General features: G+C 70.3%; 22 protein-coding genes. 8 read left to right on the top strand and 14 right to left on the bottom strand.

Annotated features, from left to right (window positions below; all coding sequences use genetic code 11):
• Positions 1-21 precede the first annotated feature (21 nt).
• From ACIBK0_RS36175 to ACIBK0_RS36195, 5 genes are all read right to left on the bottom strand, one after another.
• Positions 22-3,315, bottom strand: coding sequence for a S8 family peptidase (locus tag ACIBK0_RS36175; protein ID WP_399089191.1), 3,294 nt, complete (start codon positions 3,313-3,315; stop codon positions 22-24).
• Between the two features lie 205 nt (positions 3,316-3,520).
• The gene (locus ACIBK0_RS36180; protein WP_399089194.1) at positions 3,521-4,204 is read right to left on the bottom strand and encodes an ABC transporter ATP-binding protein; all 684 of its coding nucleotides are present in this window, start codon (positions 4,202-4,204) and stop codon (positions 3,521-3,523) included.
• Between the two features lie 53 nt (positions 4,205-4,257).
• Complete coding sequence (locus ACIBK0_RS36185; RefSeq protein WP_399089197.1) at positions 4,258-5,721, bottom strand: ABC transporter permease; 1,464 nt, start codon at positions 5,719-5,721, stop codon at positions 4,258-4,260.
• Positions 5,722-5,895: 174 nt separating this feature from the next.
• The gene (locus ACIBK0_RS36190; protein WP_399089200.1) at positions 5,896-7,149 is read right to left on the bottom strand and encodes an Ig-like domain-containing protein; all 1,254 of its coding nucleotides are present in this window, start codon (positions 7,147-7,149) and stop codon (positions 5,896-5,898) included.
• Positions 7,150-7,371: 222 nt separating this feature from the next.
• The gene (locus ACIBK0_RS36195; RefSeq protein WP_399089203.1) at positions 7,372-7,716 is read right to left on the bottom strand and encodes a hypothetical protein; all 345 of its coding nucleotides are present in this window, start codon (positions 7,714-7,716) and stop codon (positions 7,372-7,374) included.
• A gap of 110 nt (positions 7,717-7,826) precedes the next feature.
• Here ACIBK0_RS36195 and ACIBK0_RS36200 point away from each other — a divergent pair, with 110 nt between their 5' ends.
• Together ACIBK0_RS36200 and ACIBK0_RS36205 are read left to right on the top strand one after the other, a co-directional pair.
• The gene (locus ACIBK0_RS36200; protein ID WP_399089206.1) at positions 7,827-8,135 is read left to right on the top strand and encodes a hypothetical protein; all 309 of its coding nucleotides are present in this window, start codon (positions 7,827-7,829) and stop codon (positions 8,133-8,135) included.
• Positions 8,136-8,172: 37 nt separating this feature from the next.
• The gene (locus ACIBK0_RS36205) at positions 8,173-8,922 is read left to right on the top strand and encodes a DUF2625 family protein (RefSeq protein ID WP_399089209.1); all 750 of its coding nucleotides are present in this window, start codon (positions 8,173-8,175) and stop codon (positions 8,920-8,922) included.
• 146 nt (positions 8,923-9,068) lie between these two features.
• Here the strand turns inward: ACIBK0_RS36205 and ACIBK0_RS36210 are convergent, their stop codons facing one another.
• The 5 genes from ACIBK0_RS36210 to ACIBK0_RS36230 all read right to left on the bottom strand — a co-directional run bounded on the left by ACIBK0_RS36210 (position 9,069) and on the right by ACIBK0_RS36230 (position 14,999).
• Positions 9,069-10,727 (bottom strand): DEAD/DEAH box helicase, encoded by a 1,659-nt coding sequence (locus ACIBK0_RS36210; protein ID WP_399089212.1) that lies wholly within the window; start codon positions 10,725-10,727, stop codon positions 9,069-9,071.
• A gap of 134 nt (positions 10,728-10,861) precedes the next feature.
• Positions 10,862-11,065, bottom strand: a complete 204-nt coding sequence (locus tag ACIBK0_RS36215) for a cold-shock protein (protein WP_168510673.1) — start codon at positions 11,063-11,065, stop codon at positions 10,862-10,864.
• Between the two features lie 239 nt (positions 11,066-11,304).
• Positions 11,305-12,843, bottom strand: coding sequence for a histidine ammonia-lyase (hutH, locus tag ACIBK0_RS36220; protein WP_399089260.1), 1,539 nt, complete (start codon positions 12,841-12,843; stop codon positions 11,305-11,307).
• Between the two features lie 116 nt (positions 12,844-12,959).
• The gene (locus tag ACIBK0_RS36225) at positions 12,960-14,111 is read right to left on the bottom strand and encodes a diguanylate cyclase domain-containing protein (protein WP_399089216.1); all 1,152 of its coding nucleotides are present in this window, start codon (positions 14,109-14,111) and stop codon (positions 12,960-12,962) included.
• A gap of 81 nt (positions 14,112-14,192) precedes the next feature.
• Complete coding sequence (locus ACIBK0_RS36230) at positions 14,193-14,999, bottom strand: enoyl-CoA hydratase/isomerase family protein (protein ID WP_399089218.1); 807 nt, start codon at positions 14,997-14,999, stop codon at positions 14,193-14,195.
• 212 nt (positions 15,000-15,211) lie between these two features.
• Between ACIBK0_RS36230 and ACIBK0_RS36235 the strand changes: the two genes are divergently transcribed.
• Positions 15,212-15,901, top strand: coding sequence for a hypothetical protein (locus ACIBK0_RS36235; protein ID WP_399089220.1), 690 nt, complete (start codon positions 15,212-15,214; stop codon positions 15,899-15,901).
• On the opposite strand, the gene ACIBK0_RS36240 is transcribed toward ACIBK0_RS36235, so the two are convergent.
• Both ACIBK0_RS36240 and ACIBK0_RS36245 read right to left on the bottom strand, forming a co-directional pair.
• On the bottom strand, positions 15,898-17,136 hold the full coding sequence (locus ACIBK0_RS36240; RefSeq protein WP_399089223.1) for an adenylate/guanylate cyclase domain-containing protein: 1,239 nt from the start codon (positions 17,134-17,136) through the stop codon (positions 15,898-15,900). The two genes, ACIBK0_RS36235 and ACIBK0_RS36240, sit on opposite strands and share 4 nt — an antisense overlap.
• Positions 17,137-17,377: 241 nt before the next feature.
• Positions 17,378-18,256, bottom strand: coding sequence for a biotin--[acetyl-CoA-carboxylase] ligase (locus tag ACIBK0_RS36245; protein ID WP_399089226.1), 879 nt, complete (start codon positions 18,254-18,256; stop codon positions 17,378-17,380).
• A gap of 136 nt (positions 18,257-18,392) precedes the next feature.
• On the opposite strand from ACIBK0_RS36245, the gene ACIBK0_RS36250 reads away from it, so the two are divergent.
• Both ACIBK0_RS36250 and ACIBK0_RS36255 read left to right on the top strand, forming a co-directional pair.
• Positions 18,393-19,991, top strand: a complete 1,599-nt coding sequence (locus ACIBK0_RS36250) for an acyl-CoA carboxylase subunit beta (protein ID WP_399089229.1) — start codon at positions 18,393-18,395, stop codon at positions 19,989-19,991.
• A gap of 36 nt (positions 19,992-20,027) precedes the next feature.
• The gene (locus ACIBK0_RS36255; RefSeq protein ID WP_399089232.1) at positions 20,028-20,237 is read left to right on the top strand and encodes an acyl-CoA carboxylase epsilon subunit; all 210 of its coding nucleotides are present in this window, start codon (positions 20,028-20,030) and stop codon (positions 20,235-20,237) included.
• A gap of 218 nt (positions 20,238-20,455) precedes the next feature.
• Here ACIBK0_RS36255 and ACIBK0_RS36260 read toward each other — a convergent pair whose 3' ends face one another.
• Positions 20,456-21,595 carry an SGNH/GDSL hydrolase family protein gene (locus ACIBK0_RS36260; RefSeq protein ID WP_399089235.1) on the bottom strand — a complete coding sequence of 380 codons (1,140 nt, stop codon included), beginning with the start codon at positions 21,593-21,595 and terminating at the stop codon, positions 20,456-20,458.
• 175 nt (positions 21,596-21,770) lie between these two features.
• Here ACIBK0_RS36260 and mmpB point away from each other — a divergent pair, with 175 nt between their 5' ends.
• Positions 21,771-21,899: a morphogenic membrane protein MmpB gene (gene mmpB / locus ACIBK0_RS36265; protein ID WP_399089238.1), complete on the top strand. Its 129-nt coding sequence runs from the start codon at positions 21,771-21,773 to the stop codon at positions 21,897-21,899.
• 22 nt (positions 21,900-21,921) lie between these two features.
• On the top strand, positions 21,922-22,542 hold the full coding sequence (locus ACIBK0_RS36270) for a Maf family protein (RefSeq protein WP_399089240.1): 621 nt from the start codon (positions 21,922-21,924) through the stop codon (positions 22,540-22,542).
• Here the strand turns inward: ACIBK0_RS36270 and ACIBK0_RS36275 are convergent, their stop codons facing one another.
• Positions 22,543-23,037 carry a hypothetical protein gene (locus tag ACIBK0_RS36275; RefSeq protein ID WP_399089243.1) on the bottom strand — a complete coding sequence of 165 codons (495 nt, stop codon included), beginning with the start codon at positions 23,035-23,037 and terminating at the stop codon, positions 22,543-22,545.
• A gap of 355 nt (positions 23,038-23,392) precedes the next feature.
• Between ACIBK0_RS36275 and ACIBK0_RS36280 the strand changes: the two genes are divergently transcribed.
• The coding region (locus ACIBK0_RS36280; protein WP_399089246.1) for a biotin carboxylase N-terminal domain-containing protein at positions 23,393-24,030 on the top strand (638 nt) is incomplete at its 3' end.

Genomic DNA, 24,030 nt, shown 5'->3' on the forward strand with positions numbered 1-24,030 from the left:
CGGCCGCCGACACCTCACGCCTCACTTGCCGTAGTACGCGTTGTAGATCGAGATCGTCGACTTGTTCCCCTTCTTGTCGGCGATCTTGGCGTGGAACGAGATGCCCTTGCCCTTCGCCGGATTCTTGAAGGTGATCTTGCCGTTTCTGACGTCCAGCTTGGTCCACGTCTGGCCGTAGTCGTACGAGACGTACACGGACAGCGACTGGAGGTTGGAGCCCGCGGCCGCGCCCTGGACGGTGACCGGGATGGTGACCTTCCGGTCGGCAGCACCACGGCTGTCCAGACCGAGGGATGCGCCGAAGCGGGCCGTGGAGACCGGCAGCTTCGCCGTGTCGACCTTCTTGGAGCGGAACGTCCAGCTCGCGTCGATCCGCGTGGAGGCCGCGGCCACCTTCACGGAACGCTTGATGGACGTGGTCAGCTTGTAGGCCGCGTCCGCGTCCGGCACCTTGAACTGGCCGCTGCCGTCCAGCGGATCGTCGGTCTCGGCGACCTTGGTGCCGTTGCGGTACAGGGTCGTCCTGACCGAGGTGTAGAGCGAGGCCCCGGCGTGCGACTGGCCGTCGGCGAACATCGGCAGATAGCCGCTGAGGTACTTGCCGTCGCGGTAGACGCCGTACAGACCGCCGATCTTCGGGCCGAAGACGCCGGTGTTGAACGTCTTCGTGTAGCTGTTGCCCGCCTTGAAGGTCTGCGGGTCGCCCAGGGTGTAGAAGGCCTCGCTGATCGGGAAGCCCTCGGCGTCCTTGCCGCCGTACTGCTCGAAGTCGAGCCCCCACTGGACATGGTCACCGGTGGAGACGTGCAGCGTGCGCGTGCCCGGCAGCTTCTGCTCGACGGCGGTCCCGAAGGAGAAGTCGGCGGGCAGGAACCCGTACGCGGTAACCGCACCCGTCTTGCCGGAGGACGCCGCCCCCAGGTTCGTCCTCACCGTGGCCAGGTCGCTCGCCTTGTAGTGCTTGACGTGCGCGCCCTGCAGCTTGGTGACCTTGCTGCCGGTGAACACGTCGTACTCGGTGTTCTCGCCCTTGGTCCACGTACCCGACCAGCTCTGGGACAGACCGGAGGAGACCGCCGGGCCGATGTGGCCGACCCGCAGGTCCTGGAAGGACTCCAGGCCCAGGCCGACGCCGACGCCCGCCGGGTCGAACATGTACGAGACCATCGCGGACACCGGCTTGGCCTGGGCGTCCGGCACCGTGATGTCGGCAGCCTTGGCCGTGCGCTGGTCGACGGTCACCGTGGTGTTCCTGGTGACGCTCAGCCTGGGCTGGACCAGCCAGTCCACGCCGCCCTCGATGGTCGTGAGGTCCTTCACCAGCTGGGAGTCGAGGATGTAGGTGCCCTTGGGCACGCGGATGGTTTCCGTGGCCCCGGTGCCCTGCGAGAAGAAGTCCCGCCCGTTGGCCAGGCCCGAGTAGGCGTAGAGGTCGGTGAGGTGGATGGGCTGCTGCCCGTCACGCACGAGGTACTTCACCTTGACGTCGTACGACTCCACCTCGCGCTGCACCGCGGCCGCGGTCCGCACCGACTGGCCGCCGCCCGTGGCCGTCACGTACGCCGAGTACGCGCCGTTCGTGGTGCCGCCCAGCTTGGTGTTGACGGTGACGTCCACCGAGGCCTTGCCGCCCGCCGGGACCTTGACCGTCTTCGACGCGAGCGTGAAGAAGCCCGAAGGAGCCGCCTGGCCCTTGGGGTTGGTGGCGGTCGCCGAGAGGGTCAGGGTGACGTCGGTCTTGCCGAGGTTGCGGTAGGTGAGCTGCTTGGTCACCGGCTTGTCGTCGGTGTGCGGCCACTGCTGGACGCCGAAGCTCACCGAGTTCGGGTCGGCGACCACGGACTGCTTGATCGCCTTGTCGACGGCGATACGGCCCGAACCCTGCTGGAACGGCGTGTACTTGCCACCCTTGGCGGAGCCGGTCAGCGCGCCCTTGAGCTCGGCGAACGTCCAGTCCGGGTGCTCCTGCTTGAGGATTGCCGCCGCGCCCGCGACATGCGGGGTCGCCATCGACGTACCGGAGATCGTCAGATAGCCCGGGGGCTTCTCACCGACCTCCTTGTCGATGAGACTGCCCGGAGCCGCGGCCGCCGTGATGTTGACGCCGGGGGCGGTCACGTCGGGCTTGATGGCGCCGTCGAGGCCGGGACCGCGGCTGGAGAAGGACGCCAGCTTGTCGTTGTCGTCGACGGCGCCGACGGTGAGCGCGTCGGCCGCGCTGCCCGGGGAGCCGATGGTCTGCTCGCCGAAGTCGCCGTCGTTGCCGGCGGCGATCGCGAAGAGGATGCCCTTCTGCTCGGAGAGCTTGTTGACCTCGGCTTCGAGCGGGTCGATCTCGGGGGTGTCGCCACCGCCCAGGCTGAGGTTGACGACGTCGGCGCCCTGGTCGGCGGCCCACTCCATGCCCGCGATGATGCTGGAGTCGTCTCCGTAGCCGTCGTCGCTGAGGACCTTGCCGTTGAGGATCTTCGCGCCGGGCGCGACACCCTTGTACTTGCCGTTCGACTTGGCGCCGGTGCCCGCCGCGATCGAGGCGACATGCGTGCCATGGCCGAACTTGTCGGTCGCGTCGGCGGAGGTGGAGAAGTTCTTGGCCGCGATCACCTGGTCCTTGAGGTCCGGGTGGGTCGAGTCGACGCCCGTATCCAGAACGGCGATCTCGACGCCCTTGCCGTCGTAGCCGGCCGCCCACGCCTTCGGGGCGCCGATCTGCGGCACCGACTTGTCCAGGCTCGCCTTGCGGACGCCGTCCAGCCAGACGTGCGCGATGCCGGAGGCCGCGCTGCCGCCGTTGGTGACCGCCGACCAGAGCTGAGCCGCGTCCTGCTTCGGCGTCAGCACCGCGTCCGCGTTCAGAGACTTCAGGGTCCGGCGGAGCGTACCCGCCTCGCGGACGTCGGCCTTGGCGGCGGTCGCGGCTCCCTTGTAACCGACGATCAGCTTCAGGCCCTGCTTCTGGGCCTTGCGCGTGGCCGCCTTGTTCAACTCGGTGACATCGAAGAGCCGCTGGTCGAGCTTGCCGCCGGCTATCAGACGCTGGGCGTCGGCCGGCACCACGAGCGTATGACCGTCCGCCTTGCGGATCGACACGGGTATGTGGGCGCGGCCCTTGGCCCGTTCGAAGCCGACGACGCGGCCCTTGGCGTCGACGGCCACCCGGTCGCCGGTGATCAGCGTGATGTGGTGCCGGGCCGCGAGTCCGGCCCTGGACGCGCTGCTCGCGTGCTCCTGCTTCGCGGACGCCGGGCTGGTCATTCCCGCCGCCAGAGCCACGGCGGCCGCCGTGGCGATGGTCGCCGCGCACGCTCTTTTCACTTGTCTGCGCAAGTCTCCCCCTGGAGATGAGGTCCGGGCGAATTCCCCATTCGTCCGGCCGGGGGACGTCCCGTACGCATGCGCGTGCACCCCCCGGAAAGCGCAAGTATGCCCGGGGGGTGATCGGCCGCTCAATAGAGAGGGAGCCATGAAGAGTTGACGGACTTGTTCCGCCGGGCTCCCGCACTCCCCCCTTTGTGCTTCCTCATGCTCCGGCGTTCTCCTTGACCGTGATCCGGCCCTTGCGGATCGTCGCAAGCCGCGGGGCCTTCTTCGCGATCGCGGAGTCGTGGGTGACCATGATGAAAGTGAGCCCGTGCTCCTTCCACATGGCTTCCAGTACGTCCATGATCTCGTCGCGCATGGATTCGTCGAGGTTTCCGGTGGGTTCGTCGGCGAGCAGCACCTTCGGCTGCTTGACCAGGGCGCGGGCGATGGCGACGCGCTGCTGCTGGCCTCCGGACAGCTCGGCGGGCAGATGCCCGAGCCGCTCGGCCAGTCCCACCGACTCCAGTGCCGCGGCGGCCCGTTCGCGCCGTTCCTTCGTCTTCGCACCGAGGGGTACGAGGGCGGTCTCCACGTTCTCCTGGGCGGTGAGCGTGGGAATCAGGTTGAAGCTTTGAAAGACGAAGCCGATGTTCTCGCTGCGCACCTTGGTGAGCCTCGCCTCGGACAGTTTCGCCATGTCCGTGCCGTCGAGTTCGACACTGCCCGCGGTGGGGCGGTCGAGCCCGCCGAGCATCTGAAGAAGGGTGGACTTTCCGCCACCGGTGGGGCCCTGGATGACGAGCCGGTCGCCGTCCCCGATGGTCAGATCGATACCGGCGAGCGCGTCGACCGTTTCCTTGCCCCGCACATAGCGCTTGGTGACGCCTCTGAGTTCGTACATGGTGCAACTCCTGGGATACGTAAGTACGACACCCCCTCAGGGGGGCGCGGGGCTTATTCGACGCGGCGCAGGGCGTCCGCGGGCCGCAGCCGGGAGGCGCGCCAGCCGCCGAAGGCGCCGGCGATCAGACCGCCGGTGACGGCGAGGGCGACCGCGACGACGATGGTGTCGAGGCTGACGGGGGCGGTGAGCGCGACGTCGAGGGCCTTGGAAGCGGTCTGCCGGGCGGGACCGCCGAAGCCACCGGCACCGCCGCCGGGACCGCCGCCCGGGCCACCGCCCGAACTCCCCACCTGTGCCTGCAGGGTGGGGCTGATCTCGGTGACGGCATAGGCGCCCGCGAGGCCGAGCGCGATACCGAGGGCGCCGCCGACCAGACCGTTGACGACGGCCTCACCGACGACCTGACGGGTCACCCGGCCCGACTTCCAGCCGAGCGCCTTGAGAGTGCCGAACTCGCGCACCCGGCGGGAGACGGCCGAGGAGGTCAGCAGACCCGCGACCAGGAACGCGGCCACGAGCACCGCGATGGAAAGCCACTTGCCGACGTTCGAAGCGAGGCTGGAGGCGGTCGACAGGGAACCGGAGACGGTGTCGGCGAGGTCGGCGGAGGTGGTGACCGTCGTACCCGAGATGTTCTTCTGGATGGTGCTCTTGACGCTGCTGATCTGCTGCGAGTCGGACGCCTTGACGTAGATCGTGGTGACCTTGTCCTTGGAGTCGCTGAGCGTCTGCGCCTGCTTGAGCGGGATGTAGAGGTTGGCCGCCGCGTCACCGCTGTCCGGCGTCGCGATGCCGATGACCTTGTACTTGACGCTCTTGATGGTGACCGTGCTGCCGAGCTTGAGCTTCTTCTCCTTGGCGTACGACTTGTCGGCGACGACGACCTTGGCGTCGGTCTCGGACGTCTTGAACGTACGACCGCTGCTGATCTTCGACGAGGTCAGCGGGCCCAGGGCCGGCTTGGTGACGTCGGTGCCGTAGACCGAGTAGTTGTTGACGTCGAAGTCGGCGCCGCCGCCCTTGATGGTGCCCTGGGGCGAGGGCTGGGCGCCGCCGCGGCCGCCCTGCTGGTTGCCGCCGTTCTGGTTCTGCTGGAACTGACCCCGGGTGAACTGACCGTTGACGCGGATGACCTGGAGGCTCAGTCCGCCGACGGAGTCCGCGACGCCCTTCTGGGAGTCGACCTTGGAGACCGTCGAGGCTGCCAGGGTCTGGAAGCCCTGGACCATGACGCGGTCGCTGCTCTGCTCCTTGTCGGAGCCGTTGTCCTGGGCGTCGAAGTTGAAGCGAGGGCGGTCGCTGCTGCTCGACGTGGGCGCCGCCGCCTTGGTGACCGTCATGTCCGTACCCAGCCCGTACAGCGACTGGAGGACCTTGCCCTGGGCCTTCTCCATGCCCGAGGACACGGAGCTGACCACGATGACCAGGGCGATGCCCAGGGCGAGTCCGGAGGCGACGACGAGGGCCGCCTTTCTGCGGCGGCGCAGTTCGCGCCTCAGGTAGGTGAAGAACATGGGCCGCAAGCTAGGTACGGCGCGTGATGAAGGGATAAGGCCGAAATAAGAGAACGATGAGAAGGCTGTGGCGGGCGGCGAATTCACCTGTGCGCCACCGAGGAACGCTGTGCGCCCGCCAAGACGAACGGCCCGCGCTCCTGGTGGAGTGCGGGCCGTCGTGTGGAGGGTGGGTCAGACTGCCGAACCGGCCTTCCAGGCCGCCCAGCCCAGGTTCCAGCCGTTGAGACCGTTGTCCGGAGCGATCGTCTTGTCGCCGGTGTTCTTGACGACCACGACGTCACCGATCAGCGAGTGGTTGTAGAACCACGAGGCGGGCGTGTTCGGGTCGCCCGCGCCCTTGGTGTCGGACAGGCCGACACAGCCGTGGCTGGTGTTCACCGCGCCGAAGATGGACTTGGCGCCCCAGTAGTTGCCGTGGATGAAGGTGCCGGAGTTCGACAGACGCATGGCGTGCGGCACGTCCTTGATGTCGTACTCGCCCTTGCCGTCGTCGTTCGTGAAGCCGACCGTCGAGCCGTCCATCCGGGTCTCCTTGAACTTCTCGGAGATCACCATCTGGCCCTGGTACGTCGTGTGGTCCGGAGCGCCCGCGGAGATCGGGATGGTCTTGATGACCTTGCCGTCCTGGGTGACCTTCATCGTCTTGGTCTGGGCGTCGACGATGGAGACCTGGTTGCGGCCGATCTTGAAGGTGACCGTCTTCTGCTGCACGCCGTACACGCCGCTCGCGCCCTCGACGCCGTCGAGGTTCAGCTTGAGGGTGACGGTGGAGCCGCCGGTCCAGTAGTTCTCGGGGCGGAAGTCCAGGCGGTTGGCGTTGAACCAGTGCCCGACGACCTCCTGGCCGCTGCTGGAGGAGACGGTGATCCCCTTCTGCACCGCGGCCTTGTTCGTGATCGCCTTGTCGAAGTTGATCGACACCGGCATGCCGACGCCGACGGTGGAGCCGTCCTCCGGCGTGAAGTTGCCTATGAAGCTGTTGGCCGGGGAGACCGTGGTGAACGAGGTGTTCTCATGGGCCGTGCGGCCCGCGGAGTCGGTGGCCTCGGCGGCGATCTTGTACGTGGTGGCCCGCGCGAGCTGGCCGGAGGGCTTCCAGCTCTTCTTGTCGGCGGATATCTGACCGGCGACGGCTGTGCCGGACGCGGTCTGCATCGTGACGGACGTCAGCGTGCCCTTGCTCACTGTGACCGCCGCGCCGTTGTTGATCGAGGCGTTGTCGGAGCCGTCCTTGGGCGTGATCTTGATCTGGGCCTCGGAGGTCTTCTTGGCCGCGGCCTCGTCGACCTTGGCCTGCGACGTGCTGTCGCCGCCGTCCGATGCGCTGGTCTTGTCGCCACCTCCGCTGCACGCAGAGAGCACCAGCACCCCGCCGAGCAGTGCGGACGCGGCCATCAGACCCTTGCGCCGCTTACTGTCCGTCATCACACGCTTCTCCATCGTCGCCGAATCACCAAAAGACACGAGGCCCCGTCGAAACCCTCAACGCTACGGCCGTTTCGTCCCGTTCCACATCCCGCGAAGGTGTGGGGCACACCACGTCCGGACAAGTGGACCGCGTGGTGCGGAGGTGGCCAGTGCGTCTGCTGAGACGACGAAACCCCGGACGGCGGTTGCCGCCCGGGGTCACGTTTTCCCCAAGCCGCGTCAGCCGACTGCGTCTTCTTCGTCGTCCTCGGCAGCATCATCCTCGTCGAGGTCCCAATCCGGCGAATCGGGGTCGTAGTCGATGGGCTCGCTGCTCCAGGAGGCCTGGGCGAGGTCGATCCCCGGCACCTGGCTGACCAGGTCGAACGGATCCACCAGATACGCGAGGGCCTCGGCGGTGTCTTCCGTCACTGCGCTCTCGGCGTGCGTGCGCTCGTCGGCCGGCATGCCGGCGTCGTCGGCGATCCGGCGCAGCGCGGACTTGGTGACGGCGTCGGCGTCGTCGACTTCCAGCACCAGTTCGACACGAAGCCGCACAAACTGTGATGTCTCAGGAGTACTCATGGGACGGAGCGTACGACCCATGGGTTGCTCGACTTTCCCACGACCCGCGCCTTTCATTAGCATCGCCCCACACGGCCAATTCGCCAGCGCCACAAGGGGATCGATATTTCGTGTCCGCCGCACGTCGATCGTTGTTGACCGCCACCGCCGCGGGGACCCTCCTGGGGGCCCTGTGGTTCGTCCCGTCCGCCAACGCGAGCCAGGACGAACCCACTCCGAGCGTCTCGGCGTCAACCTCCGCGACGACCACCACCAACGCGGTGCAGATGTCCACGGAGTCCGGCGAGGAGCACGCCCAGCTCGCCGACACCGGAAGCGTCGACACGACGCCGTACATCGTCGGCGGCACGCTCTTCCTCGGCCTGGGCGCCGGATTCATCACCTATTCGGTGCGCCGCGAGCGCACGATGGCCTACTGAGCACGGTGCTCCGGCCCGGACAATCCACGGGGAATCCATGCGAGACCTGACCGAGCTGACCGACGTCGAGGAACCTGCCTGGCCGGTGCTGTCCGAGGCACTCGACACCAGCGGAGTGTCCATGGACGTGCTGCCCGGCGACCCGGGACAGGGCCGCTCCACCCTGCTCCAACTACAGGTCACCGCGCGGTCCTGGCTCGGCGGGATGGTGCTCAACTGCGGTGGGGTGGTGCTGGACAGCGGGTGGCTACGGATCTACGGGAGCCCGGGCGCCGGTGTATCCACGGGGCTGCCGGGGGCGTCCACGCACCTGCCGAGCCTCGCCGAGGTCAACGCATTCCCCGCGCGGTTCGATCCCGCCTGGCGGCCCTTCAACGGGCTCGTCGTCGGCCACGACGTGCTGGGCGGGGTCTTCGTCATGAACGGGCCCGACCCGGAGGCGGCGGGCCGGCCCGGACGTCCCGGCGAGATCGTGTACTTCGCGCCGGACTCCCTGCGCTGGGAGTCCCTCGAAGTGGGCCACGGAGCCTGGCTCCACTGGCTCCTCAGCGAGGGCACGGACCACTTCTACGACACACTGCGGTGGCCCGGCTGGCGCGCCGAGTCCGGAGCGCTGACCGGACGGCAGGGGCTGTCCGTCGTGCCCTTCCTCTGGTCGGCCGAGGCCCGCCGGGACCTGCACTCGACCAGCCGCCGCGCCGTGCCGCTGGCCGAAATCCTCAGCCTGCACCGGGACTTCGCCCTGAAGCTCGACTCCGTCGATCCGGGGTTCCTGGGCAACTTGTGATGCCCAGGGGGCGACGGGACGTCCCCCATCCGCAGTCGGTTCATGGCTGGTCGTGTTCACGCGGCGGAGCCGCAGATGTCGCGGCCCCGCGCGCCCTACGATGCGCGGCCCCGCGCCCCTGACGGGGCGCGGTTCACCGGATGCGCTCAGGCCGCCCTGCGTCCGCCGCCCTGTCCGCCACGCTCCGTGCGGCGCTGCGGGGCACGCCCGCGCCCGCCCGTGTCGTCACGGCGACCGGCAGCACCACCGGCACTGCCGCTACGGCGACCGGTGGCCGTGCCACCCGCCGTGCCCGCCGCGGGCCGAGCACCACGGCGCGGCGGGCGGCCCTGGGCCTCCGTACCCGCGCCCGTGCCGGACGGCCGCCGGGCCCCGCCCCCGGCCCCACGCCGGGAGTTGGACCGCTGCTTCGGCTGCTCGGCGGGCTGCGGCACCTCGATGACCACCGGCACGCCGGAGGGCTCACGTGCGCCGGTGAGGCGGGCCAGCTCCTCGTCGCTGGACTTGATACGGGCGGTGCGCGGGCTGATGCCGGCGTCCGCCATCAGACGGGTCATCTCCCGCTTCTGCTCGGGCAGTACGAGGGTGACGACGCTGCCGGACTCCCCGGCACGGGCCGTACGGCCGCCGCGGTGCAGATAGTCCTTGTGGTCAGTCGGCGGATCGACGTTGACGACCAGGTCCAGGTCGTCGATGTGGATGCCGCGGGCGGCCACGTTGGTGGCGACGAGCGCGGTTACCTGACCGTTCTTGAACCGGTCGAGGGTGCGGTTGCGCTGCGGCTGGCTGCGCCCGCCGTGCAGCGCGGACGCCCGTACGCCGCTCGCGAGCAGCCGCTTGGTGAACCGGTCGGCGCCCCGCTTGGTGTCCACGAAGAGGATGACCCGGCCGTCGCGCGCCGCGATCCGCAGGGCGACGGCCTTCTTGTCGGTCTCGTCGGCGACATGCAGCACGTGGTGCTCCATGGTGGTCACAGCACCCGCCGACGGGTCGACGGAGTGCACCACGGGGTCCGTGAGGAACATCCGCACGAGCCGGTCGATGTTCTTGTCCAGCGTCGCCGAGAACAGCAGCCGCTGTCCGTCCGGCTCGACCTGCTGGAGCAGCGCCGTGACCTGCGGCATGAAGCCCATGTCGGCCATCTGGTCGGCCTCGTCGAGCACGGTGATCGCGACCTGGCCCAGCGAGCAGTCGCCCCGCTCGATGAGGTCCTTGAGCCGCCCGGGAGTGGCCACCAGCACCTCGGTGCCGCGGCGCAGCGCACCGGCCTGCCGGCCGATCGACATTCCGCCGACGGCCGTGGCGATGCGCAGGTTGACGGCGGTGGCGTACGGCGTCAGCGCGTCGTTGACCTGCTGCGCGAGCTCACGCGTGGGCACCAGGACGAGGGCGAGCGGAGCCTTGGGCTCGGCCCGGCGGCCCGCGGTGCGCGCCAGCAGGGCGAGCCCGAAGGCGAGCGTCTTGCCGGAGCCGGTGCGGCCCCGGCCGAGAACGTCGCGCCCGGCAAGGGAGTTGGGCAGGGTGGCGCCCTGGATCGGGAAGGGCTCGGTGACGCCCTGGGCGGCGAGGGTCTTGGTCAGCGCGGCCGGCATGTCCAGCGCGTCGAAGGAGTCGACGGCGGGCAGCGCGGGCGTGATCGTTTCGGGCAGCGAGAACTCCTGCGGCGGCGCGACCTTGCGGCCGGCGCCCCGGCCGGTGTTCCGGCCCGCGCTCCTCGCGGAGCCGCCGGTCTTCGCGGAGCCGCCGGTCTGGGCGCCGCGTCCGTTTGCCGGCCGCTTACGGACGGGACGTTCGGATCGAGTCATGCTGGATCTGGATTTCCTTCCTGGGCCCCACGGACTGCACGCACCGCGCTCACCACTCGCATGAGCATTCACAGCACGAGCCGGGACCCGCACCCGAAGGTGCGGGTCCCGGCTCTGGAAAAGCGCGTCCCGAATCAGGCGGGGACGATGTTCTCGGCCTGCAGGCCCTTCTGGCCCTGCGCGACGTCGAACGAGACCTTCTGGCCCTCCAGCAGCTCACGGAAGCCGGAGCTGGCGATGTTGGAGTAGTGGGCGAAGACGTCGGGGCCGCCGCCGTCCTGCTCGATGAAGCCGAAGCCCTTTTCCGAGTTGAACCACTTCACGGTGCCTGTAGCCATTGTTTTCTCCTGAACAGGTAGAGGCCCCATCCGGAGATGCACCGGGAAAAGCCGGAGATGCCGGTAAAACAAAACGCGCCTGCGGAAGATTCCGATCAGGCGCACAAAGTAAATGGGTACCAAAAACGTATCAACGCGACAGTAGCACACCTCGGGCCGCCCTCCGGCACCGAGAGGGGCCGATGTGACGGGGGCCACCGTAGCCGACGGCGACCCCCTCCACGTACGACGGACTGCCGCTAGGCCAGCGGACCCGTCACCGGCTCCACCGCGGTGACCACGTGGCCACCGCGCACGAACGCGTCCGCGGCCTCCAGGTCGGGGGCGAGGAAGCGGTCCGGGCCGGGGCCCTGGACGCCGGCCGCGCGGACGGCCTCGATGACCGCCTGCGACGCCGGGGCAGGGGTCAGGCCCTCGCGCAGTTCGATCGCGCGGGTGGCGGCGTACAGCTCGATCGCGACGATCCGGGTCAGGTTGTCCACGGTCGTACGCAGCTTGCGCGCGGCCGACCAGCCCATGGAGACGTGGTCCTCCTGCATCGCGGAGGACGGGATGGAGTCCGCGGACGCCGGTACGGCGAGCCGCTTCATCTCGCTGACCAGCGCGGCCTGCGTGTACTGGGCGATCATCAGGCCCGAGTCGACACCGGCGTCGTCCGCGAGGAACGGCGGCAGACCGTGCGAACGGTTCTTGTCGAGGAGGCGGTCGGTGCGGCGCTCGGCGATGGAGCCGAGGTCGGCGGCCGCGATGGCGAGGAAGTCGAGGACGTACGCGACCGGGGCGCCGTGGAAGTTGCCGTTCGACTCGACCCGGCCGTCGGGCAGCACTACCGGGTTGTCGACGGCGGAGGCGAGCTCGCGCTCGGCGACCGTACGGGCGTGGGCGAGGGTGTCGCGTCCGGCGCCCGCGACCTGCGGGGCGCAGCGCACTGAGTAGGCGTCCTGGACGCGCGGGGCGCCGTCCTGGTGGTGCCCGGTGAGCTCCGAACCCTTCAGCACCGCCAGCATGTTGGCGGCGCTGGCGCCCTGTCCGGGGTGCGGGCGGATGGCGTGCAGCTCGGGCGCGAGGACCTTGTCCGTCCCGAGGAGGGCTTCGAGGGAGAGGGCAGCGGTCACGTCCGCCGACTTGTAGAGCGTCTCCAGGTCGGCGAGGGCCATGACCAGCATGCCGAGCATGCCGTCGGTGCCGTTGAGGAGGGCGAGGCCTTCCTTCTCGCGCAGTTCGACGGGCGCGATGCCGGCCTCGGCGAGCAGCTCGCCCGCGGGCCGTACGACACCGTCCGGGCCCTCCGCGTCCCCCTCACCCATGAGCGTGAGCGCACAGTGGGACAGCGGCGCCAGGTCGCCGGAGCAGCCGAGCGAGCCGTACTCGTGCACGACCGGGGTGATACCGGCGTTGAGGACGTCCGCCATGGTCTGCGCGACCTCGGGCCGCACGCCCGTGTGCCCCGAGCAGACGGTCTTGAGCCGCAGGAACATCAGCGCGCGGACGACCTCGCGCTCCACGCGCGGGCCCATGCCGGCGGCGTGCGAGCGGACGATGTTGCGCTGCAGCTGGGCGCGCAGCTCCGGGCTGATGTGCCGGGTCGCGAGGGCGCCGAAACCGGTGGAGACGCCGTAGACGGGCTCCGGCTTGGCCGCCAGCGCGTCGACGATCTCGCGGGCCGCGGCAAGGGCCGCCACCGCCTCGTCGGAGAGCTCGATCCGGGCGCCGTGGCGCGCCACGGCGAGAACGTCGGACGCGGTCACCCCGGACGTCCCCACCACCACAGTGTGCATATCCATATTCAGGAGCGTACGCAGTGAATTCGATGATGTCACTAGTGGGTCGTCGGTTTACCCCTTACTTCGACGTACGTCACAACGGGCGCCCGGGAGCGGGGCGCCGGCCAAGGTCACGGACGGGGCTCGTGGCGTCCGCGGAAGCGGCGGCGCTCCCCTTCCGTGGGCGACGGCGCGTCCGCGAGGCGCACGACCGGGTCGTCGGGGCCCTCGCGCCCGGCGACGACGGGCTTCGCCGCGCGCACGGCCTTGGCCCGGTACTGGGCGGCGTCGGCCAGCCGGAACAGCCGCCGCGCCGAGTGCACCGGCCCGATCGGATCCTCGGTCGAGGCGACCCCGCACGCCACTCCTTCCCCCAGCTCCATCTCGGCGGCGCGGCGGCACAGTTCGTCGGCGATACGGACGACCTCGTCCGCCGCCGGGCCCACCGCCAGCAGGCAGAACTCGTCACCGCCGAGACGGGCCGCGAGGGTGCCCGGGAGCATCGCCCCGCACAGGGAGAGCACCGATCCGAACCGCTCCAGGAGCCGGTCGCCGACCGCGTGCCCGCGGGTGTCGTTGACCCGCTTGAGCCCGTTGAGGTCACAGACGACGAGACTGACCACGACCCCGTCGCCCCTGTGCCGCTCGACGGCCTCGTCGAGGCGGACGTCCACGGCACGGCGATTGGCGAGCCCGGTGAGGGCGTCCGTGAACGCCAGCCGCCGAGCCTCCTCCAGACGCTCGGTCTGGGCGATCCCGGCCGCGACGACGGAGGCGAGGACGGTCGCGAAGTCGGCGTCGGCCCGGTCGAAGGCGGGGGCCGCGGCCGGGCGCGCCACATACAGCTCACCCCATGCGCGGCCGTGCAGGACGATCGGCGCGACGACGCAGCAGCCGCGACCGCGGCGGCGCAGGGCGGCGACGCGTTGATGGCAGTACCCGGCGTGGCCGCCCGCCGGGCCGTCCGCCGTCTCCACCCAGGCGTTGGGCCCGCCGCCCCCGGCCCAGCGTTCGTGCAGGAACTCGGTGATCTCCGGGAACTGGTGCACGGGGTAGGCCTCCCCGTCGGGGAACTCGTCCTCGCCCTCGGTCCGCTCGCCCACATTGACGAGCACCCGCAGCCTGCCGAGTTCGCGCTCCCACACCGAGAGCGCGGCGAAGCTTCCGGCCAGCGCGTGACATGCGCCGAGCGCCGCGGCTCGCCACGAGTCGCGCGGGGTGTGTGCCGCCGCCATCCCCTGCGCCAGCGCCACCACGGCCCTCAGCCGTCTGTCCTCACCCATCACCCCAGGCTAGGTAAAACTGCAGCATTTCGGGACATTGATACGGCGAACAGGGGTCCGGGGCGGCGGTTCGGGCGGGTTCTACTCCCCCGGCCACTGCGGCTTGCGCTTCTCGTTGAAGGCGGCGACGCCCTCCGCCCGGTCCCCCGAGAAGGCGACGGACCGCCAGGCGGCGTCCTCGACCTCGAGCCCCGCACGGAGGTCGAGGCCCTGCCCGAGACGCAGCGCACGCTTGGCCGCCCGCAGCCCAACGGGCGAGTTCTGTGCGATGCGCGCGGCAAGCGCGAGGGCTTCCGCCCTGTCCCGCCCCTCGTCCACGAGCTCATCCACCAACCCCAACTCCCGCGCCTCGACCGCCTCCAGCCGCCGCGCCGAGAAGATGAGCTCGGCCGCCCGCGCGGCCCCGACCCGGCGGGGCAGCAGCTGCGTACCGCCCCCTCCGGGGATCACCCCGACGGACACCTCGGGCAGCCCGACGACCGCCGTACGGTCGGCCACGATCAGGTCGCACGACAGCGCCAACTCGAACCCGCCGCCCAGCGCGAATCCGTGCACGGCCGCGACGGTCGGCATCGGCAGCTCCAGGACCCCGGTGTACGCGCCCCGCGCGACCGGGCGCTGCCGCACCAGGTCGGCGTCGGTGAACGAGTTGCGCTCCTTCAGATCGGCGCCGACGCAGAAGGCGCGCTCATGGGTGGAGGTCAGCACGACCACGCGCACGTCGCGGTCGGCGGCGAGCTCCGCGCAGGCACCGGCGATGGAACGGGCCATGTCCGTGGACACGGCGTTCATGGCCTTGGGCCGGTCGAGGGCGAGCTCCGCGACGTACGCGTGCCGCCGTACGACGACGAACTCCCCGAACCGCCGCTCGTCCCCTTGCTCCGCCATGACACCCTCCCGGTTAACGCGGGTTAACAAACCGACGCCCCGATCATCGCAGCCGACGTCGTCCGACGAAAGCCGTCCCCCGCACCCCCGTCTCCCCGTCTCCCCGTTCGAGTGACATCCCGCCCAACTTCCGCCCGCCGCCCCGAATCGGCACATAACCTGCGCACCGCCGGCGTATTCGGGGGACGCGGGCACATTGGGGAGGGACGACCATGACGAACCGAGAGACGACGCAGGTCACCAAGACCCGACCGGAGCCGCGACGCACGCCTCCAACGGCGCGGCCGACGGCTCCCCGGGCGGCCGCCGGCACAGCGGCGCAGCACGCGGCCGACGACAGCGCACCGGTCCGCACCGTCCGAGGGCGGCACCGCAGGCCCCGGCCGCGGCGGGTGGTCTTCGCCGTGGGTGGACTCGCGCTCGCCGCGGGGGTGTTGAGCTTTGTGCGGATGACGCCGGAGTCGGTGATCGGCGGTGGGGGCAGCGCGGAGGCGGAGCCGACAGGGGCGACCGTCACGGACACCGCGGGCAACGCTGTCACCACCGTCGAGGCCGTGCCCTCCGCACACCCCAAGGCCGCCACGGCGACCACCACGATGGGCGCGTCGAGCGCGACGCCCACCGCGGGCGTGAGCGTCGTACCGACACCGTCGCCGACCACGCCCGCGTCGCTCCCGTCACCGCACGGGAGTGCCCCCGCGACCAGCGCACCGGACACCACGGGCATTCCGACCGCCCCGATGACCACACCGCCCCCGGCCGCGACCACTCCGGCGGCTCCGCAGCCCGCCCCGAGTGCGACGACCCATGGTCCGACCCCGCACCCGGATCCCCCGGGCGTGTGTGTGCCGATCGTCGGGATCTGTGTGAACGGTCTGGCGGCGCCGATCGGCCCTCGTTAGGACTCGGCGTCCCGGCGGGCGAGCAGCCAGGGTTCGATCACACCGAGGCCACGGACCGGGCGCTGCCACATCGGCTGGAGGGCGAAGCGGTAGGAGGGCGGTTCCTCGCCCTCCTTCTCCGCCGCGGCAGCGGCCTCCGCGGCGTCCGCCTCGGAGGCGGGCGCGTCCCCGGTGCGGATCAGTTCCTCCGCGAAGGCGCCGTCCACCAGGACAGCGTCACGGGGCGCTATGGACGTGAGGCGGCTCGCCAGGTTCACGGTGGTGCCGAACACGTCACCCATCCGTGTGGTCACCGTGCCGAAGGCGATGCCGACGCGCAGTTCCGGCATCGTCTCGTCGTTCGCCATCGTCTCGATGAGCCGCAGCGCGATCTCGGCGGCGATGCCGGCGTCGTCGGCGGCGTACAGCACCTCGTCGCCGAGCGTCTTGATGAGCCGCCCGCCGTGCGCGGCGACCAGGTCCGCGGCGGTCGTCTCGAAGGCCTCGACGAGTTCGCCGAGTTCCTCCTCCTCCATGCGGCGGGTCAGCCGAGTGAACCCGACGAGGTCGGCGAAACCGACGGCGAGGCGCCGGTCGACCATCTCCTCGTCGTCGGCGGCCTGGATGACGCGGCCGGCCGAGGCGGCGAGCTGGCGCCGCCAGACGTAGACGAGGAACTCCTCCAACTCGGGCAGGAGCAGCTCGATGATCGGGTACGTGACCTCGGTGCGCGTCATCCCGGGTTCCGGCGGCTCGGTCAGTCCCTCCAGGAAGGAATCGATCTGCCACTCGGCCAGCCGGGCGGTGGTCTGCCCCGTGGAGCGCGCCACCTGGACGGCCATCGCCTCGCTGAGCAGGCCCGCCTCGACGAGGCCGGAGAGTCGACGCAGCGCGAGCACGTCGGCCTCCGTGAGCGCCTTGGCCTGCCCGATGTCGGCGAAGCCCATCGCCCGCCAGAAGCGGGTGGCCAGCTCGACGGAGACGCCCGCGCTGCGGGCCGCCTGGAAGGGGGTGTAACGGCGCTCGGCACCGAGGATGAGCCCCTCCAGGCGCAGCGCCAGCGGGTCACCTCCGGAGTCCGGGTCGAGGTGCACATCCACCCGTTCGTCCGCGCCGGACCGTGCGTCGGGCCCCGCTTCGGCGCCTGCTTCAACCCCTGCGGGGGATGCGTCGGTGACCGACTCGGCGGTACGGCCCGGCTCGCCGTCGGGGGCGGGGTGGGCACCCGTGTCGGAGCCGGTGTCGTCGACGGTCACGCCTGCTGCCCTTCCGATCTGCCGCGGTCAGGTATCGACCGCGCTCAACTCTACGGCAGGTGTGCGCTGGCTCACTCCTGACGCCGGGGCCGAGACCGGGAGGTTTCTCGCCCTCTCCACCCCTGCCCGTCCCGTCCCTGGGCGCTGCTGCCCCCAACCTCGCGCCAAAAGATCGCGCAGCCCCCCGCGCCGCTGAACGGGGGTCGGGACGGGCAGGCGCGACGGGGGCGGGAAACCACCCCTACACCGCCCGCAGGTGCACCACGTCCCCCGCCCCCACCGGCTCCTGCACACCCTCCTCGGTGGCGATGACCAGCCGCCCGTCCCCGTCCACGGCCACCGCCTCCCCGGTGATCGACCGCCCCCCGGGCAGCTCGGCCCGGACAGAGCGGCCGAGCGTCGCGCATCCGGCGGCGTACGTCTCCTGGAGGCCGGAAGCGGCGGGGTCGCCCCCGACGCCGCGCCAGCGCTCGTACCACTGCTCCAGGGAGCGGAGCACGGCCCGCAACACGGTGTCACGGTCCGTGGACACCGCGCCCGCCAGGGCGAGGGAGCCGGCCCCGGGCACGGGGAGTTCGTCCTCGCGGAGCGTGACGTTGATGCCGATGCCGATCACCACCGCGTCGGTACCCGCCCGCTCCGCGAGGATGCCTCCGGTCTTCCGCTCCTCCTCGCCGACGATTACCAGGATGTCGTTGGGCCACTTGAGTGCCGTGTCGACGCCGACGGCGCGCGAGAGACCCGTCGCGACGGCGACGCCGGTGAGCAGCGGCAGCCAGCCCCAGCGTTCGACGGGGACCTGGGTGGGCTTGAGCAGGACGGAGAAGAAGAGTCCGGAGCGGGCGGGCGCGGTCCACTGGCGGTCGAGGCGACCGCGCCCGGCGTTCTGTTCCTCGGCGACGAGGACGGCGCCCTCCTCGGCCTTCCCCTCGGTGGCCCGGGCGACGAGGTCGGAGTTGGTGGACCCGGTGCGCTGGACCACCTCGACATCGCGCCAGAGCCCGTCCCCGCGGACCAGCGCCCGGCGCAGTGAGGCCTCGTTCAGCGGTGGACGGTCCAGGTCGGACCACCGATTCCCGTTCGCGTTGTCGTTCGCGTCTGATGCATCTCGCGGCGTCATGCAACCCACCCTAGGTGTGGTAAACGCCGCACTGCCGAACGGTAGGCACCCCACTACGCTACGGATGAGTAGCAAGCCCCCCTTCTGAGCACCTCACCCTCACGTCCCCCTAGAGCAGGCAGGGAGCCGCATCCCGATGTCCGAGCCGGAAGAGCTGCAACACCCCGACATCCACACCACCGCGGGCAAGCTCGCGGATTTGCAGCGCCGCATCCAAGAGGCGACGCACGCCGGCTCGGAGCGCGCCGTCGAAAAGCAGCACTCCAAGGGCAAGTTGACGGCCCGTGAGCGCATCGAGCTGCTGATGGACGAGGGTTCGTTCGTCGAGTTCGACGAGTTCGCACGGCACCGGTCGACCGACTTCGGGCTGGAGAAGAACCGCCCGTACGGCGACGGTGTCGTCACCGGGTACGGCACCGTCGACGGCCGCCCGGTCGCCGTGTTCTCGCAGGACTTCACCGTCTTCGGCGGCGCCCTCGGCGAGGTCTTCGGCCAGAAGATCATGAAGGTCATGGACTTCGCGCTGAAGACCGGCTGCCCGGTCATCGGCATCAACGACTCCGGCGGCGCCCGCATCCAGGAGGGCGTCAGCGCGCTGGGCATGTACGGCGAGATCTTCCGCCGGAACACCCACGCCTCGGGCGTGATCCCGCAGATCTCGCTCGTCGTCGGGCCCTGCGCGGGCGGCGCCGTCTACTCCCCCGCGATCACCGACTTCACGATCATGGTCGACCAGACCTCGCACATGTTCATCACCGGCCCGGACGTCATCAAGACGGTCACCGGCGAGGACGTCGGCTTCGAGGAGCTCGGCGGCGCGCGCACGCACAACGCGGTCTCGGGCGTCGCCCACCACATGGCGGGCGACGAGAAGGACGCCATCGACTACGTCAAGCAGCTGCTGTCGTACCTGCCGTCCAACAACCTCAGCGAACCCCCGGTGTTCCCGGAGGAGGCGGACCTCGCCCTCACCGACGAGGACCGCGAGCTGGACACGATCGTGCCGGACAGCGCGAACCAGCCCTACGACATGCACGCGGTGATCGAGCACGTCCTGGACGACGCCGAGTTCTTCGAGACGCAGCCGCTGTTCGCGCCGAACATCCTCACCGGTTTCGGGCGGGTGGAGGGCCACCCCGTCGGCATCGTCGCCAACCAGCCGATGCAGTTCGCCGGCTGCCTCGACATCGACGCCTCCGAGAAGGCCGCGCGGTTCGTGCGGACCTGCGACGCCTTCAACGTTCCCGTCCTCACCTTCGTCGACGTGCCCGGCTTCCTCCCGGGCGTCGACCAGGAGCACACGGGCATCATCCGCCGCGGCGCCAAGCTGATCTACGCGTACGCCGAGGCCACCGTCCCCCTGATCACGGTCATCACCCGCAAGGCCTTCGGCGGCGCCTACGACGTCATGGGCTCCAAGCACCTGGGCGCCGACCTCAACCTCGCCTGGCCGACCGCCCAGATCGCCGTCATGGGCGCGCAGGGCGCGGTGAACATCCTGCACCGCCGCACCATCGCGGCAGCGCCGGAAGCCGAGCAGGAGGCGACCCGGGCCCGGCTGATCCAGGAGTACGAGGACACCCTGCTGAACCCGTACACGGCGGCCGAGCGCGGCTACATCGACGGCGTGATCATGCCGTCCCAGACCCGCTCCCACGTCGTACGCGGCCTGCGTCAGCTGCGCACCAAGCGGGAATCACTCCCTCCGAAGAAGCACGGCAACATCCCCCTCTGAGCCCCCTGTGGACCCGGATCATTCTTGGGAGCAGACATGACGATCAAGGTCGTACGGGGCAATCCGACCCCGGAGGAGCTGGCCGCCGCACTCGCGGTGGTCAGGGCGCGCGCCGCGGCGGCGGCCTCCACCCCGTCCGGCGCGCCCGGCCCGCGGGACTCCTGGGCCGACCCGGCCCGCATCGCCGCGCACCGGCTACGCCGGCCGGGCCCGACGGCGTGGGGCCGCACGTACTGGCCCGACTAGTGCGGCGTCAGCCAAGGTTTGCCCGTTGAGGAGCGGCGTCCGGTGCGTGCTCTGGGGGCCCCGCGGCCGAAGGCTGGGGGAGTGCCGGCCGGAAGTCCTCGTACTGGACGTACTTGGGCTTTCGGCCGGTGCGGCGAGTGGGGGCACCTCTCACGCCCTTAAGGCAGTGGGGGAGCGTGCCGGGCGTCGCGACGGGGCGAACGTTGCCTGCTGGGGCACTAGTTGCGCAGCAGGTTCGCCACGGCTTCGGCCATCACCGCGTATCCCGCGTCGTTCGGGTGCAGGTGATCGCCGAAGTCGTACGCGGGGTGCAGCCGGTCCGGATCGGCCGGATCGGCCGGCACACGGTTCAGGTCCACCACCGCGTCCCACTCCCCCGAGCGGCGGATCCACTCGTTCACCTCGTGGCTCACCTTCGCGGCGTGCTCGCCCCAGTGGTCGGAACCGCCGAAGGGCAGCAGGGTCGCGCCGATCACGCGTAGCCCCCGAACGCGGGCCTGGCGTATCAACTCCCGGTAGCCGTCTATGAGTTCATCGGTCTCGACGACCGGAGCGGGCCGGTACGTCGGCTGCTCGTCCGTCTCACTGAAGCCGACGTCGTTGAGGCCCTGGAGCACGACGAGCGTGTCCACACCCAGGTGGTCGAGGACGTCGCGTCCGAGGCGATGGACGCCCTTCTCGCCGTACCAGGCGGAGTCGTTGAGGAGCAGGTTTCCACCGATGCCCGCGTTCAGCACGGGCCGGCCGGTGCGTTCGGCGAGCGCGTCGGACCAGCGGCGGTTCGCGCCCGGGGTCGAGCCGAAGCCGTCGGTGATGGAGTCCCCGAAGAGCGCCACGGCGTCCGTACGCCCGCCCGCCTCGACCTCGACGGCCGAGAGGAAGTACCAGGACTCGGTCGCCTCGCCGAAGCCCTGACCGTCGATGTCGTCGAGGCGGTTCCCCGCACCCCGGTAGCTGGTCGCGAACGCTTGCGCATGGAAGGTCGCGGGCCCCGTGACGGCGTCGAGGTGGAGGGTGACGGCCACCGACTCCAGGGATTCCAGGGCGAGTTCGACGGGATCGCTGACGACGAGCCCGCGCGCCGCGATCTCGACGCCGGTGGCCCCCTGGAAGGTGAGCCGGCGCACCGAGCCCGCCTCGACGGCGGCCCCCTCGCCCGCACGCGCCACGGTGGCGCCGGCGATCCGCAGCGCCGAGGTTCCGTACGCGTTCGAGAGCCGGACTCGGATCCGGTCGCCGCCGACAGTGAGACGTACGGCCTGACGCAGCGACTGACGCCAGAAACCCTCCCGCGACCAGTTGGGAGTGAAGCCTTCGCTGGGGAGCTGGGGCGATGCGGTCCAGGCGGTGGTGAACACGGCAGTTGCCTCCCGAAGATCCCACTAAAGGGGACCAGAGTTCCTTTAGCAATGCTCACGACCGTAGCAGGCGCTCGACCACTAAAGAAACCCCAGCCCCATTTACACACGGCGTACGCAAGTTGAGTACGCGTACTCAGGCGCCCGGGGCCACCGCCGCCGCACGATCGAGGACATGCTGTGGTCCGACCCGGAGGACGAACCTCCCAAGGAACTCCGCGACATGCAGAACATGTTGCGGCGCCTGGGCGTTCTCATGGCGCTGGCCATGGTGCTCGCGATGATCGTCCTCGGCATCAGGTGAGGTACGCCGATACCCTGACCGCATGACCGATCAGCCGCGCCGCCGCCTCGTGCTCGCCTCGCAATCCCCCGCCCGGCTCAACCTGCTGCGGCAGGCCGGACTCGCTCCCGAGGTGATCGTGAGCGGAGTCGACGAGGACGCCGTGAGCGCGCCCACCCCCGCCGAACTCGCGCTCGCGCTGGCCGAGGCGAAGGCCTCCGTCGTGGCGGCCAAGCCCGAGGTCCAGGGCGCGCTGGTGATCGGCTGCGACTCGGTGCTCGACCTGGACGGCGAGGCACTCGGCAAGCCCGCGGACGCCGAGGAGGCCACCGCCCGCTGGAAGTCGATGCGCGGCCGGGCCGGGACCCTCCAGACGGGTCACTGCATCTACGACACGGCGGCCAAGCGCTACGCCTCCGCGACAGCGTCCACCGTGGTCCGCTTCGGCGACCCGACCGACGCCGAGATCGCCGCGTACGTCGCCTCGGGCGAACCCCTCTACGTGGCGGGTGCGTTCACGCTCGACGGCCGCTCGGCGCCGTTCATCGAGGGCATCGACGGCGACCACGGCAACGTCATCGGGATCTCGCTGCCGCTGGTGCGCCACCTGCTGGCCGAACTGGGCGTCGGCATCACGGAGTTGTGGACGCCGCGGGAGAAGTGATCAGGAGGCCGACGGGGCCGGCGGAGCGGCGACCGGAGCTCCACCTCCGTTGTCGCCGTTCTTGCCGTCCTCAGGCGCGGCATCGGCGGGACTGTCGGCGCCCTCCCGGCGGTCGTACGCCATGAGGGTGAACACGACCAGCCCGAGCACGACCATCATGAAGGCGAACGCACCCCAGCCCACCAGGCCCACCGTGAAGGCGCCGAGCAGGGCGTGCACGACGGCGGCGCTGATCAGCAGGATGCGGCCGAAGACGCGCGGGGCGCGGTCGCGGAGGGCGACCAGCAGGACCGCGAAGCCGGACGCCGCGAAGTAGAGACCGAAGACCAGCCCCCCGACCTTCGACGACACGGACATCATGTCCGAGTCGAGGCCCGCCAAGGACATGTCCTGACGGTCGACGACGACGCCGAGGAACCAGTTCAGCAGCGCGATTCCGATCGCTTCCACGAAGAGCACGATCGCCGCCACCCACGCCACCGGTCTGCGCACCACCGGTCCCCACCCACTTCCGAGTGCTGTTACCCCAAGTACGTTCGGCACATCCCGAACGCTACTAACGGGTAAACCCCCGGACAAGGGTTCTGCCGAAGGCAAAGAATCGTTGGGCCATTCGTAGGGACTCCACAAAGAAACGTTGTGGGCCGCAGCACGGAGTCACAGAGACCTTGACCACATTGGAGGGCTAGGGTTCAGGGAAGGATTCCTGCGTGCCACGGTGCGACAAGGGATTTTGAGGGTCGGGCGAGCCTCGCATCACGCTCCGTGTGGGCAAGCTCACCATTGGGGACGGGTCGAGAAGCCGTGTCGGCAGTCCCTAAACTCGGCTTGTTTCAAGGAGGGAGCCATCGTGCGCAAGGTGCTCATCGCCAACCGTGGCGAAATCGCTGTCCGCGTGGCCCGGGCATGCCGGGATGCCGGGATCGCGAGCGTTGCCGTTTATGCGGAACCGGACCGGGACGCTCTGCATGTCCGTGCGGCGGACGAAGCGTTCGCGTTGGGCGGTGACACCCCGGCCACCAGTTACCTGGACATCGCCAAGGTGCTGCAGGCCGCCAAGGACTCCGGCGCGGATGCCATTCATCCGGGCTACGGCTTCCTTTCCGAGAACGCGGACTTCGCGCAGGCCGTTCTCGACGCGGACCTGATCTGGATCGGCCCGCCGCCGCAGGCCATCCGCGACCTGGGTGACAAGGTCGCCGCCCGCCACATCGCGCAGCGCGCGGGTGCCCCGCTGGTGGCCGGCACCCCCGACCCGGTGAGCGGGGCGGCGGAGGTCGTCGCGTTCGCCGAACAGCACGGCCTGCCCATCGCGATCAAGGCCGCCTTCGGCGGCGGCGGACGCGGTCTGAAGGTCGCCCGCACCCTCGAAGAGGTGCCCGAGCTGTATGAGTCCGCGGTCCGTGAAGCGGTCGCAGCCTTCGGGCGCGGCGAATGCTTCGTGGAGCGCTACCTGGACAAGCCCCGGCACGTGGAGACCCAGTGCCT

The sequence above is a fragment of the Streptomyces sp. NPDC050564 genome (assembly GCF_044457265.1).
In the GTDB taxonomy this organism is placed as follows: Bacteria; Actinomycetota; Actinomycetes; order Streptomycetales; family Streptomycetaceae; genus Streptomyces.

Coding starts and splice junctions, on each gene's coding strand:
- ACIBK0_RS36180 (WP_399089194.1), bottom strand. CDS start 4,204: ATGTACGAACTCAGAGGCGTCACCAAGCGCTATGTGCGGGGCAAGGAA.
- ACIBK0_RS36185 (WP_399089197.1), bottom strand. CDS start 5,721: ATGTTCTTCACCTACCTGAGGCGCGAACTGCGCCGCCGCAGAAAGGCG.
- ACIBK0_RS36190 (WP_399089200.1), bottom strand. CDS start 7,149: ATGACGGACAGTAAGCGGCGCAAGGGTCTGATGGCCGCGTCCGCACTG.
- ACIBK0_RS36195 (WP_399089203.1), bottom strand. CDS start 7,716: ATGAGTACTCCTGAGACATCACAGTTTGTGCGGCTTCGTGTCGAACTG.
- ACIBK0_RS36205 (WP_399089209.1), top strand. CDS start 8,173: ATGCGAGACCTGACCGAGCTGACCGACGTCGAGGAACCTGCCTGGCCG.
- ACIBK0_RS36210 (WP_399089212.1), bottom strand. CDS start 10,727: ATGACTCGATCCGAACGTCCCGTCCGTAAGCGGCCGGCAAACGGACGC.
- ACIBK0_RS36215 (WP_168510673.1), bottom strand. CDS start 11,065: ATGGCTACAGGCACCGTGAAGTGGTTCAACTCGGAAAAGGGCTTCGGC.
- hutH (WP_399089260.1), bottom strand. CDS start 12,843: ATGCACACTGTGGTGGTGGGGACGTCCGGGGTGACCGCGTCCGACGTT.
- ACIBK0_RS36225 (WP_399089216.1), bottom strand. CDS start 14,111: ATGGGTGAGGACAGACGGCTGAGGGCCGTGGTGGCGCTGGCGCAGGGG.
- ACIBK0_RS36230 (WP_399089218.1), bottom strand. CDS start 14,999: ATGGCGGAGCAAGGGGACGAGCGGCGGTTCGGGGAGTTCGTCGTCGTA.
- ACIBK0_RS36235 (WP_399089220.1), top strand. CDS start 15,212: ATGACGAACCGAGAGACGACGCAGGTCACCAAGACCCGACCGGAGCCG.
- ACIBK0_RS36245 (WP_399089226.1), bottom strand. CDS start 18,256: ATGACGCCGCGAGATGCATCAGACGCGAACGACAACGCGAACGGGAAT.
- ACIBK0_RS36250 (WP_399089229.1), top strand. CDS start 18,393: ATGTCCGAGCCGGAAGAGCTGCAACACCCCGACATCCACACCACCGCG.
- ACIBK0_RS36255 (WP_399089232.1), top strand. CDS start 20,028: ATGACGATCAAGGTCGTACGGGGCAATCCGACCCCGGAGGAGCTGGCC.
- mmpB (WP_399089238.1), top strand. CDS start 21,771: ATGCTGTGGTCCGACCCGGAGGACGAACCTCCCAAGGAACTCCGCGAC.
- ACIBK0_RS36270 (WP_399089240.1), top strand. CDS start 21,922: ATGACCGATCAGCCGCGCCGCCGCCTCGTGCTCGCCTCGCAATCCCCC.